Origin of the sequence: Oceanobacillus oncorhynchi, from assembly GCF_000821065.1 — a bacterium.
GTDB lineage: Bacteria > Bacillota > Bacilli > Bacillales > Amphibacillaceae > Oceanobacillus > Oceanobacillus oncorhynchi.
The window spans coordinates 1,520,623-1,532,798 of sequence record NZ_CDGG01000001.1 but is presented as its reverse complement, the minus strand read 5'-3'; the positions used below and the strand labels follow the sequence as shown (position 1 = coordinate 1,532,798).

The 12,176-nt window shown below is 38.8% G+C and carries 15 protein-coding genes; 2 read left to right on the top strand and 13 right to left on the bottom strand.

Annotated elements, in window-relative coordinates:
* Nucleotides 1-71 precede the first annotated feature (71 nt).
* The 11 genes from BN997_RS07185 to BN997_RS07135 form a co-directional block, all read right to left on the bottom strand.
* On the bottom strand, nt 72-1,115 hold the full coding sequence (locus tag BN997_RS07185; protein WP_042530939.1) for a PhnD/SsuA/transferrin family substrate-binding protein: 1,044 nt from the start codon (nt 1,113-1,115) through the stop codon (nt 72-74).
* Nucleotides 1,116-1,317: 202 nt separating this feature from the next.
* A complete protein-coding gene (locus BN997_RS07180) occupies nt 1,318-2,133 on the bottom strand; it encodes a PHP domain-containing protein (protein ID WP_042530937.1) in 816 nt (271 codons plus the stop codon).
* Nucleotides 2,123-2,845: a phosphonate C-P lyase system protein PhnL gene (phnL, locus tag BN997_RS07175; RefSeq protein WP_042530935.1), complete on the bottom strand. Its 723-nt coding sequence runs from the start codon at nt 2,843-2,845 to the stop codon at nt 2,123-2,125. The genes BN997_RS07180 and phnL overlap by 11 nt, the downstream gene beginning before the upstream one ends.
* A 19-nt stretch (nt 2,846-2,864) precedes the next feature.
* On the bottom strand, nt 2,865-4,046 hold the full coding sequence (gene phnM, locus BN997_RS07170) for a phosphonate metabolism protein PhnM (RefSeq protein WP_042530933.1): 1,182 nt from the start codon (nt 4,044-4,046) through the stop codon (nt 2,865-2,867).
* Nucleotides 4,047-4,060: 14 nt separating this feature from the next.
* On the bottom strand, nt 4,061-4,900 hold the full coding sequence (locus tag BN997_RS07165) for an ATP-binding cassette domain-containing protein (RefSeq protein WP_042530931.1): 840 nt from the start codon (nt 4,898-4,900) through the stop codon (nt 4,061-4,063).
* Complete coding sequence (locus tag BN997_RS07160) at nt 4,893-5,759, bottom strand: alpha-D-ribose 1-methylphosphonate 5-phosphate C-P-lyase PhnJ (RefSeq protein ID WP_042530929.1); 867 nt, start codon at nt 5,757-5,759, stop codon at nt 4,893-4,895. Before BN997_RS07160 ends, BN997_RS07165 begins: the two co-directional genes overlap by 8 nt.
* Nucleotides 5,756-6,868 (bottom strand): carbon-phosphorus lyase complex subunit PhnI, encoded by a 1,113-nt coding sequence (locus BN997_RS07155; protein ID WP_042530927.1) that lies wholly within the window; start codon nt 6,866-6,868, stop codon nt 5,756-5,758. Before BN997_RS07155 ends, BN997_RS07160 begins: the two co-directional genes overlap by 4 nt.
* A complete protein-coding gene (phnH, locus tag BN997_RS07150) occupies nt 6,869-7,468 on the bottom strand; it encodes a phosphonate C-P lyase system protein PhnH (RefSeq protein ID WP_042530925.1) in 600 nt (199 codons plus the stop codon).
* Nucleotides 7,469-7,520: 52 nt separating this feature from the next.
* The gene (gene phnG / locus BN997_RS07145; protein ID WP_042530924.1) at nt 7,521-7,943 is read right to left on the bottom strand and encodes a phosphonate C-P lyase system protein PhnG; all 423 of its coding nucleotides are present in this window, start codon (nt 7,941-7,943) and stop codon (nt 7,521-7,523) included.
* 234 nt (nt 7,944-8,177) lie between these two features.
* Nucleotides 8,178-8,903, bottom strand: coding sequence for a GntR family transcriptional regulator (locus tag BN997_RS07140; RefSeq protein WP_042530922.1), 726 nt, complete (start codon nt 8,901-8,903; stop codon nt 8,178-8,180).
* Nucleotides 8,904-9,154: 251 nt separating this feature from the next.
* Entirely contained in the window at nt 9,155-9,595 is a 441-nt protein-coding gene (locus BN997_RS07135) for a carboxymuconolactone decarboxylase family protein (protein WP_042535870.1), read from the bottom strand.
* 235 nt (nt 9,596-9,830) lie between these two features.
* On the opposite strand from BN997_RS07135, the gene BN997_RS07130 reads away from it, so the two are divergent.
* Nucleotides 9,831-10,412 (top strand): TetR/AcrR family transcriptional regulator, encoded by a 582-nt coding sequence (locus tag BN997_RS07130; RefSeq protein ID WP_052484941.1) that lies wholly within the window; start codon nt 9,831-9,833, stop codon nt 10,410-10,412.
* A gap of 81 nt (nt 10,413-10,493) precedes the next feature.
* A complete protein-coding gene (locus BN997_RS07125) occupies nt 10,494-10,760 on the top strand; it encodes a YjgN family protein (RefSeq protein WP_042530920.1) in 267 nt (88 codons plus the stop codon).
* 120 nt (nt 10,761-10,880) lie between these two features.
* Here BN997_RS07125 and BN997_RS07120 read toward each other — a convergent pair whose 3' ends face one another.
* Together BN997_RS07120 and BN997_RS07115 are read right to left on the bottom strand one after the other, a co-directional pair.
* Nucleotides 10,881-11,516, bottom strand: coding sequence for a PspA/IM30 family protein (locus tag BN997_RS07120; RefSeq protein WP_042530918.1), 636 nt, complete (start codon nt 11,514-11,516; stop codon nt 10,881-10,883).
* A gap of 24 nt (nt 11,517-11,540) precedes the next feature.
* The gene (locus BN997_RS07115; RefSeq protein ID WP_042530916.1) at nt 11,541-11,894 is read right to left on the bottom strand and encodes a lmo0954 family membrane protein; all 354 of its coding nucleotides are present in this window, start codon (nt 11,892-11,894) and stop codon (nt 11,541-11,543) included.
* Nucleotides 11,895-12,176: the final 282 nt, after the last annotated feature.

Below are 12,176 nucleotides of genomic sequence, written 5' to 3'. Positions count from 1 at the left end.
ACACGCGCAAAATGATGCGTGCAGTCCATTTTGTACTATTAACATCCGCTATAGATTTCATGACGAGCAGGTTATTGAAGTTCACGAATCGGGTCAAACCACTCATCTTCTACTGGCGCAAAACGTTCTTTGTCCGATTTAAAAAACAATGCCGACCTCTCCGAATCTTCCGGTACAAAAATCCCTTCATTATCAGCTACTTCATCTGAGGTTAATGCTTCTTGTAATTTCTTATAGTCTTCTTCACCCAAGGTATCCATGTTTGCTGCAAATGGCGCATTAAGAACAGGCGTTACATCCATTAACGTGAACTCTTTTCCTGTTACGTTGTTAAATGGCTGTTCCGCATTTTCCTTTACTTTGTAGATGGAGCCAACTTCATTCTCTTCTCCTTCAGCTACCTCTACGTAGTTTTCTACGCAGGTATCACAAAAAGCTGCTACATCTGCATTTCCATCCAATAAATTCACTGCAGAACCCTGGTGAGAGTTTCCAAAAAGAACTTGTGAAAAAAGCGGTCCGCCCTCCATTAAATCTTCTTCTGTCAAATCTTTATACGAATCTTGCTCTGTAAAATGAGCAATAATTCCTGAAGATGGCACTTTGAATCCTGAAGTGGAGCTGTTAGACACAAATGAAAACCTCTTGTCCGCTATTGTATCTAAGGAATATTCGCCATCTTTTTTATAATTGTCCTGATCGTCTACATTTACTGCCAGCCAGCTATGATACACTGCGTCATCTAATGTTCCAGACGGCCCAGTTGGAACAACGATTGGCTGGATCGCGTCGTTGCCATTCTTTGCTTCAATATAACCTTGAGCACCCATAAATGCTACATCTGCGTTATTATTCACTAACGTCTCAATTGCAATCGCATAATCTGTTGTTAAATGATGCTCTACTTCTTTTCCAGTAGTATCTTCAATTATTCTTCCAATCTCATCACGAGATGATTTCAAATCTTCCCCCGACTCATTGGGGTACCAGACAACATCAATCACATCATCTACTTCCGCTTGCCCTTCTCCTGCACCCGCGCTGCTTTCTGAACATCCTGCTGCGAATAGAACCAATAAAAGCAAAATACCTAATTTAGTTAACGTTTTCTTCATGGTAACGCTCCTTTTTATTGATAGATTAGTGATCAGAACGAATAATGAGATTTTCATCAGTTTGCTTCTGTTAGTAAATAGCCCTCCTTAATAATTATTTCCTCTGCTTTTCCTCTTCTAATTAAAACATGGCTTAACTGAATATAGTTTATATTTACAATAGTTTCATAGAACATTTAGCAACTTTACAAATGCTTAACCTTTAATCGATTAACACTTGATTTAAAAGGGAAGGGCTCGTAATCGAACCGACCTCTATTTGCATTCCAAAATCACCATGATAATCTGTACCGCCAGTCATGATTAAACCGTATTTTTCAGCTAATTCTTCTACTTGTTTATGATCTTTTGCAGTATGATCAGGGTGATTCCGTTCAATCCCGCCTAAACCAGCTTCCACAAGTTCGGGAATCATTTCATAGGAATTCAGCTGACCTGGATGGGCAACAACAGCTACACCTCCATCAGCCACTATCGCTTCTACAGCAAGAAATGCATCCACATATTCAATATCTCCGGCAGCAGACCCATCTCCCTTAAAAAGATTGTGATACAACGCTTGATACGACTTAGAATCGTATGCAGCTGATGTAATTTCCTGCATAACATGCTGCTTATAAATGGTTTCACTCGGGTACGCTGCTTGGATAACTGCTTGCGGATCAATCTGATAGCCATGTTTATTAAGCTGGCCGATTTGCCAAAGGGTATGAGCCTGTCTCCTGTTTCGTACCGTTTTACAAAGGGCTTCGATGTTCTTCGCTTCAGAATAATAATTATAGCCAAGTACGTGCACTTTTCGTTTTCGCTTCAAATCATAAGCCGATATTTCAATGCCTGGAATTACTTCTATGCCATAGCTTTTTCCTAAAGCTTTTTTTTCGAAAAAACCAGCTATGCTATCGTGATCGACAAAGCTGATTTGTGTCACGCCATGTTTCACTGCTTGCTCGAGCACCTTTTCCACATGGTCAGAACCATCCGAATAGGTGCTATGCACATGGAGATCAGCTTTCATGCATAACGCCTTCTTTCACAAGTCCGACTTGACTAATTTGCATATCAAATACGTGGTCACATAACCCATCCATAAATTCTATGTCGTGAAAAATGCCGACCAGTGTAGTGCCGCTTGCTTTCAGCTTTTCAATCATTTCGCGTACTTTCATTTTCGATTGCTGATCCAGACTTGCAGTAGGTTCATCAAGCAATAGCAATCGTGGTTTTTTGACAGTCGCCATGGCAATATTTAACCGCAGCTTTTCACCACCCGAAAATGTATTTGGATAATGATCCCAAAGCTTTTGGTCCAGCTCAAAATGTGTTAGCACCTTTTCCGCTTCTAATTTTGCAGTCTCTTCTGTTTCGCCCATTTCCAGTATTGCTGTCTCTACAAGCTCTCTAGATGTCGTTCGCGGCATGACATCTAAAAACTGCGAAACATATCCTATTTCATGCTTTCGCAAATAAAGAATTTCCCGTTCTGTTGCCTGGGTTAAGTCAATCAACCCATAGTGTGCCGAGTCATAAATAATATTCCCCGTATCTGGATAGTACGTACGATAAATGCTTTTTAAGATGGTTGATTTGCCGCTTCCGCTTTTGCCGACAATTCCAAGAAATCCGCCCTGCTCCAGTGAGAAATGAATATGCTCCACTGCTTGTCTCGTTTTGCCCAAATGATGAATTGTAAACCGTTTGCCAAAATCTTTCACTTGAAGCATCGTCATTGATGGAACCTCCTATTTTTTAGTTTATACGGTAATTTGTCGTTGTAATTAACGAACCATTTACCATCGCTTTCGTTAACATTGGATAACCGTCATCCATTCGTTCAATAACAAGCATATCTGCTTTTTTACCAGGTTTTATGGAACCTATTTCATTATCCATTCGCACAGCCTTTGCAGGATTAAGCGTTACTTTCATAAACATGTCGTGCAAATCATTTCCATGCGTTTCACTTAAAGAAAAAATGGCGTGCAACAAAGCTGCAGGGTAATAATCACTGCATAAAATATCAATACAATCTTCTGAAATTGCTTCAGCCGCTGATAAATTCCCTGAATGCGAGCCGCCAAGCAATACGTTAGGAGCGCCCGCTACTGTCTTCAATCCAAGCTTCTTTGCTTTCTTGGCAATTTTCATCGTAATTGGGAACTCGCTGATTGTCGTACCAAAGGATTGTACAAGATGAAGCTTATCGATATTGTCATCGTCATGTGATGCTACTGCTATCCCTTTGGATATAGCTAATTCAGCAACCTCCTGCATGCGTTCAATCGTGATACTCTCTACATTTTGTCTTTCTAAAATAATGGTTTGTACCGCCTCATCAGATAAATCGCGATAGCCTTGTAAGGTTTCTCGGTATACTTCTAAGTCACGATACTGTCCTTGACCAGGTGTATGATCCATAAATGAGAGGAGATGAACCTTATCTGCCTCGACATTGCGGATTAACTGGTCTACCTCTAAGATATTATCGATTTCAAATCGGGCATGTAATCGATGACGAATCAAATGCAGTTCATGATGGGTATTGGCAATCGCATCTATCATCCGTTGTACATTTTCAGGTTTACGGATTGGCTTATGACCAAATGCATCTTCCCGAAAAAAAGATAACGAGTGAAATATCGTTGTAATTCCGTGACCAATTAATATTTTCTCTGCTTCTCTCAAGCTGATATTAAAATCCATCATACTCGTTGGCCTCGGTGAAGCAACTGTTTCAATATAGTCTGAATGGATATCAATAAAGCCTGGCGAAATATATCCGCCATTCGCATTAACTCTGTCAGCCTCGGGATAATTATCGATTTCCGTTTCTTGAATGATTGATTGAATGGTGCTCTTTTCCACAAGTACAGCATGGTCTTCAAGTATCGTTTCTTCTGTAATCACTTTTCCATTATGAATAACATACACAATAAGCGCCCCTCCTATAATAATGAATAAACTAAACGTTGCGTATAAGCTTGTTGCGGATCTTCTAAAATTTGATCCGTCAAGCCTTCTTCAATAACAGCTCCATTCAGCATGACCATCGTTCGATCGGCCAGCATGCGAATAACTGCGAGATCATGAGAAACTACAATCATACTAATGCCCCATTTGCGCTGAATTTCTTTTATTAAATCGAGTACATTCGCCTGGACAGACAAGTCTAACCCTGTCGTTACTTCATCTAAAAATAGTATCGGCGGATTATTCGACAAGGCCTTCGCTATTTGCACCCGCTGCTGCATCCCGCCGGAAAAGTTTCGCGGTTCTTCTTTTGAACGAAACAGCGGGATTTGCACATGTTCAAGCAGCCTTTTTCCCGTTGCTTCCATAGATGATACATTACGGTTTCCAGCTGCAATAAGCTTTTCCGCAATATTTCCGATAGAAGAAAAATTCATTTTCAGCCCATTTACTGGGTTTTGATAAACCATTCCGTATTTGTGATTACGAATATACCTTTTCTTCTGTTGTGATAAATCAAAAATATTTTGACCAGTTAACTCCGCATTGTTTAAATAGACTTCACCAGAAGTTACTGGTGCATCAAAATAGAGACACTGCATCATCGTTGATTTCCCGCTGCCACTCTCTCCAACAATTCCTAATATTTCTCCTGGAAACAAATCCAGGGATACATCCTGGCATGCATACACTGTTCCACATATCGGGCAGTAATTTTTCTCCAATTGCCTTTCTCTTTTATCAAAACAATGGATACAACCTTTTCCAAACTGTTTATTTAGATTTCGCACATGTAATATCGGTTCTTCATGCATGATAATGCCCCACCTCCGCTGGTTCCTCGCTGTTTAATCGATCTATACAGTAGCTCGTATCATTACATTGATAATATGTTTCACCCGTTTCCTCATCGACCAGTTCATCAAGAAAAACATCTTTGGTTCCACATAAATGACACGCATGGCCAGCAAATGATTCCACGCTGAACGGATAGTCCTCAAAGGCAAGAGATGCCACTTCCGTATACGGCGGCACAGCATAGATTTTCTTCTCCCGGCCTGCACCAAGTAATGTCAGGGCTTTGGACGCATGCAATTTGGGATTGTCGAATCTTGGAATGGGACTTGGCGCCATCACATAGCGGCCATTTACATATACCGGATGATCTGCACCTGTCGCTGTCTTCCCATACTTCATAATCTGCTCAAACAGCAAAAGCCAAGCACCGCTGTATTCTTCTTCCGCATGCAGCCGTTTCGTTGCATACTCGCTAGCTTCTACCTTACGTAATGGTTCAGGTGTCGGGACCTGTAATACCAAAATTTGCTCTTCTGAAAGCTGTGCTTCCGGGATGCGGTGCCTCGATTGAATGATGGAGGCCGCTTCTGTATGATTTGTTAACTCAACATTTGTTGTTTGCTGTACGAGTTTCTTAATACTGACAGCATTGACCGATTCATCTGCACCTTGGTCAATTACTTTTAATGTATCTTCTTTACCAATTAAAGATAAGGTAAGCTGCAATCCTCCTGTGCCCCAGCCTCTTGCAATCGGCATTTCTCTAGAGGCAAATGGGACTTGATAGCCCGGAATAGCCACTGCTTTTAATGTTGTTCGGCGAATTTCTTTTTTTGACCCTTCATCAAAAAAAGCAAAATGTGTTGTATGCTTCATTGCGCTCCCCCTTTCTTTTTAACCTCACGTATACTTCCCAGCTTCGATTGGAAGGTAACATAATGCGGGAGTTTCAGATGCGATATAAATCCTGTTGCTTCCACCGAATCGATATGCAATAGAACAAACTCTTCATCATGCGTAGGAAAACTGGCTTCCGGATGCTCTAAACACTGATCTAAAATGCTCATTGCTATTGCTTTTGTTTCATTTTGTCCATAGCATATGCCATAGCCAATCTCAAAATCTAATTCTTCTTCATTTTGCTCGTTTTTAATAGAGACAGGTACAAACGATTCTACTTCAGAAACCTTGATCTCTCCGATATAGTAACTATCTTCTGCTGTCTGTTCAGGCTCATTGGGATGCTCTACATAGATTGGCAGCTTTCCGACACGAACCTCCCCAACAGTTGGATGAACCTGACCGTAACCCCGTAAAGAAGCATAACCAAGTGCTGTTACTGCACCTGTCTGTCCACGCGTCAGCGTTTGTAATCTGGCACTTCGGGAAGCTGGAAAAGAAAGGTTTTCTTTTGTAATATCGGTTGGCATGGTGTTATCTAATTCATATGTTCCAAACAGTCCTTCCTCCCGTAAATAATCTACTACCTTTGGTAAATATGAAATTTCGCCATCTTCTTTTACTTCTTGCTTTATTTTTTCCATATACTGTTTCATCCATTGATCATTCTTCAGCCGCGTTTCCTCTGCTAATGAAAAATCAAGTAAACGGTGGGTATAATCTGTGGTAGCCCCCAATATTTGACCACCAGGAATATCCTTGAAGCTTGCTGATATTCGTCGTTCTACCAGCATCGAGTCAGACTCTATGATATTGCTATAATATAATCTTGGTAATGTAGAGCGATGGGATCGCATAATAAACACCGCTTCTTCCATACTTCCTTCCGCTTGTTTAATAGCTAATGCCGCAAGAAATGGCGAATATAAGCTGCTTTCTGACATTACTTGATCTACCATTGCCCGCATTGTTGCGATAATCGTGTTTACTTCTATTATTTCTCTCTCTTTTAAACGGTCATATGTTAACCGATTGATAGATGCTTCAATTGCCATCGTTCCGCCTTTGACAGCTACATATCCCAATCATCTCACCTCCTGCTCAGAAACATTGGTTGTTCGGGGTATACAAGTAATTTGCCATTTTTCATCCGTAAGCATCAGATCAATGCCGAGTGGATATTCTTGTACTGTCTCACTTCTAGTTTGCCAAATACTTGGTTTAAAACTGGTAAATAAATCCTTTTGTTTTTTAATCCCTGGCCCAGTTAATTTCAATTGATTCTGATTCGAAAGAGGCGCGCTGCTTTCCATTATCCAGGTAGAAGAATGCTGCGGATTAATCAAGTCTCCTGTTTTTGCAGCTCTCATTCCTTCTACAATGGAAGCATCTGGAGCATCTTTCAATACAATAATAAAATCTGCTTCTTCTACAGGTGCATGCTTAGCTAATGTATAAGCTGCAATCTTATCTTTAACTACCTGGCTGTTCTCTGAAATAACATGAAACGATACTTCTCCATCCAGTAAAGTCATCGTAATCAATAAGGTCGTATCATAGCATGCTATTTCATAATCCATCCGCTCTTTATATGCTTCTAAATTAGTCACCTTTCCCGGTCTAGCCATACTGTCCAATATACTCCGATACACCTTTTGTAAATCATGAACTTGGTCAATAGGCATACAATCTCTCCTGTTTTTTTATTTTAAACTGCGGTTTACAATCATCTTTCATCTAAACATCCATTGTTTCAAAGCTTACTTTTGTTTCCATTAATTCTGCCTGTTGTTTTGCTTTTTTACGCTTTATCTCTGCTTCAGCCGCTACTAAAGCATCCTTCCAAGACAATGTTTCCGGGAAGCTCGCATTATAGGCAGCATCAATAATAGCTAAGTTCAATGCCAAACCATCATGCATTCCTTGTATTATCCCTATACCGATTTGCCCATTTAGCTCTACCTTTGCTTCTGTAACAAGAACTTCACCAATATAGAATAAAGATTTTTTTGCGCTTTCTCGCATTTTTACCATCGTTAATCCATATTGTGGAGCAACAATCTCCTTGAAGCTGTATGTCTGTTTTATTTGATTTGCCAAGCTCTCTGCCAAATCAGTGTCTGATTGGATAAGAATCTCAGTCCTTCTCTTTCTTTTCATTCATACATCCTCCTTTACAAGTTCATACTAACTTGTTGCCAAGTTGCTGTGTTTTAAGATAACGTAAAGTATTTGTAAACAGCACTTTATATTTATTGCTTAAGAAGAGACATCTTACACCGCAGGCATAAACAGATATTTAGACGTGACAAAAGTAAAAGAATCACAGCGAGATGCGGTAATCGATTTATCATTTTTTAACCATAAAAAAACGGTGAGATCTCAATATAGACCTCACCGACTTTCATCTGTTGTAATATCATATTTAAATTTATCACTGCGATAAATAATTTTCGTGTATTCCAGCACCTTCTCCGTTTTGACATCGATACAACCCGTCTCAAGCACGATAAGGGGAACCATACTGCCGCACGACAACAGTTCTTGTTCATAAGAAGTGGGAAATGTAATACTTAATAATGATTGTTTACTCTTAAATTCCTCATATCCTAATTGACGGTAATAAGCAAACATAGACAATATTTGCGGCCCATTTTGAGCTATATCCGGAAATAGTGCTTGGTTTACAAACGACTGATGAATCGCTATTGGTTCATTATCAATTAATCGTAGCCGGCCAATTTTATAAACTTCTGCTTCCAAATCTGCCTGTAACGCATCATAGACTGTACTATCATAATTAATTTTTGTACAGTACATGTTTTTTGTCGTCAAATGATAACCCGCTTGCTTCATCTTATCCGTGAAACTGGTGCTTCCTGTTAAATGCAATTGAATTGGCTTGGACGTTTCTTTTAAAAAGCGGCCTTTCCCCTGTACAGAATAAATATACCCTCGTGCTTCCAATGTAGTTAAAGCATTTCTTGCTGTGATACGCGACACATTATACTTTTCTGCGAGTTTATTTTCAGAAGAGAGCTTTTCACCAGGGTGCATCGTTTTCGCTATAATCTTTTCCATTATGTCGTCAATAATTCTTGTTTCTTTATCTATAGCCATCCATATCCCCTTACCAAGCTGCTTTGTTTTTTCTTTAATTCGTATTTGGCCATTTCCATACTGCCAACAAAACAAAAAAGACCATCATCAAATTCAAAGTGCATGTTATTTCCTCCTTTTCCGTTCCATTTTATACGAAACAGCTGATAAAATGAAGCAACGTTCAGGAAAAAATAGGTTGTTTTTCAAATAAGTCAGTTAATTCGAACAAAATAGAACACCTAATTACCATGGTTTCCTACACTTCTTTTCTATACTTCAGCGTGATTCCCCATCGCAATAGACAATCTATTCCATGTATTAATTTGAATAATTACCATTACAAGCTCCACATATTCCTTTTCATCAAAATATTCCCTTACCTTCTCATACAACGCATCACTGACTCCATTTTCTGAAACTAGCGTCATATTCTCTGCCAGTTCAAATGCAGCCCGATCCATCTCCGTAAATATTTCTTCCGTTTTCCAATGCTTCAGTGCATCTATCTGTTTGTCGGATACGTTTAGCTTTTTCGCTGCTTTGGTATGCATATTCAGACAATAAGAGCACCCATTAATCTGTGAAACTCTAATCTTAATAAGCTCTTTCAGCTTCCTGTCAATCGAAGTTTTCCGTACATATTTTTCAGATTCCATAATGGGTGTCATTGCATTTGGAGCAACTTTAAAATAGTTTATTCGATTATCCATTTTCATCATTCCTGCCGCTTTCACAATCCCTTTGTTGACCAGCTTTGCCATATCCATTCTCCTTTTTGTAAATGTTATAAAATCCACGTACCTTCTTATTTCCCATCAAATAAGTGCAACATTTGTTGCAATGTTAAGGGTATCTTATACTAGCAGTAATAAAGAATCAATACAATTTAAGTAAGTCCTACAAAACCCCATTATATGTAGGGTGTACAGAGAGGAGTGGAACAAGATGTCTGATACAAGCAATAATCCTTCTGCCATCAGGTCTCAAGAATGGCTGACAGACGCGCTTTTATCTCTTTTGGAAGAAAAATCCTTCTATAAAATCACCATTAAAGAGATTGCTGAACAAGCCGTTTTAGACCGAAGTACCTTCTACCGGCATTTTGATTCGAAAAATGCTGTTCTGGAACGATACCTCCATCAGCTGGCACAAGAATACCTGCGAAGGCTGGATGCAGGAGAAATTATGGACATGGGGAAAGTGGCAAGCATTTTCATTACTTTTTGGATGGAAAATATAGACTTTATTCGTATCATTCGAAAAAATGATTTAGATAGTTTACTATTAAAGACTTTTAATAAACACCTGCCTTCTATCCATAGGCTCACTGAAAACAAATTTAGCTATATCATCAGTGAAGAAAATATGGAATTTGCTTTAGCTTTCAACGCAGGCGGAATGTGGAATATCCTGATGAAGTGGGTTGATAGTGATTTTCAACATACGTATGACGATTTGATAAAAGCTTTTGAGGAAATAACCCGGTTTAACTATGCTAGGCAGGATATGGAAACAAAAGAAAAGTGAGCCGAACTTTTTAGGAGGGCTCACTTTTTTACTACAGTATAAGGAAGAACCAGCTTCTTTGATGGTGGATTACTTCAATTTATTGGCTGGGTTATTCTTGGGACATTAATGACTGTCTTCACACTAGGAATTTGTTATCTTTGGTCAATTACAATGATTTATGGGTGGAGAATAAATCATACAGTTGTTGATGGCAAACGAATGCATTTTTCAGGTTCAGCTGTCGGTCTTTTTGGCAACTGGATCAAATGGTGGGTTTTAACGATTATCACATTAGGTATCTATGGATTCTGGGTGTTTATTAAACTGGAAGATTGGAAAGCACGTCATACTCATTTTATTAATTGATTTTTATACTGCAAACATGTTGGTTTTTTTAAATAGAAACTCCTCTCATTACAAATTTGTAATGTAGAGGAGTTTTGTTGAAGCAGTAAAGAATACTTTTTTCGCTTTTACCTTCAAGCTCTAGTTTACTTCCTTTTCATCTAATTTCTTTTCAATGGCAGCAATTTTACTGTCAAAAGTACTTTTATAGTAAGCATTGTTTACTTTGTACTCCAGATTTTCGATATATTGCTCCATCTCTCCAAACTTGGAGAAAGGTTTTTCTGATGATTCATCCACGACCCGATTGATTTGGTGATTTGCTTTGGCAATATTTTCACGTCCCATCAGCTCCATACGACGCAGGTGCATATCCTTCAGGCGATGCTTCATTTCTTCGTATTTCTGCTCCAGATTTTCAAGCTGCGTAATCGCTTCTTCTCTGGATGCTTTCATGCGTTCAGCACGATTTTGATACTCTTCATGCTCTTTTAAAGCAAATTCATGCATTTCCTCTTCTTGCGCACGATCGGCAATTTGTGCTTGTTTTAAGCGCTTATCTGCAAGTTCTTGTGCTTTTATATACTCACGTGCAAACTCTTCTTTCAATTTATACTGACGGTCAATCAGCTTTCTTACTTTTTCTTTTTCCTGCTCACTTTGGCGTAAATAATGGTTTAGTGCTGCAATCGGATTTTTTTGTTCCTTTTTGTCCATCATCGTGTGTAAATCTGCTGAAATAGAATCCTTCATTCGCGTAAAAATATTTGTTGACATAGTCAATCTCTCCTTTAAATTTTTTTATTTATTTAACTCTGCCCACTGTTTTTCAAAATTCGTAAATGGATCATCATCTTCTTTTATTTCGTGGACAACAGAGTCTTCCGGTGTGTTCCAATTTTTATAGATAAGGTAAAGTGCATAAGCCGCTGCAACGCCTAAAACAGCATAAATGTTAGAGAATGTGATGCTTAATACGATTAACCCTAAAATCACCCATCCTATTTTTGCGGCAACTGAATCTGTTTTAATAAATTTTTTAAAGCATACATAAAGTAAGCCTACACTTAACACCAGCAATACCATCGGTCCTAAATTTGCAAGAAGGACAAGCACTGCAATGAGTCCTCCGATAAACAACATGAATTTTTTCATTTTGTTTTTCCCCTTTCGTTATCTTATCTTTATCTTATCGGTTCTAACGAGTTTTCGTAATGAGCCTGAGAAATATCTTTATCTACGCCTTAAGGTCTATTTGCATCTAATCCATGGTTAAGGGAGTATTCAAAAGAGACAATAATGAAGGTGGTCAGCAGCTTACAGTATCCTCGAACTGGGAAGATTTATGTGTCGTAAAGATAAAATTGGACAGACAGTGACTTTAAATAAGCTTATAGCAGTGTTGTTAAAAACTTTTTTTGGAAGTGATGTTCAAAT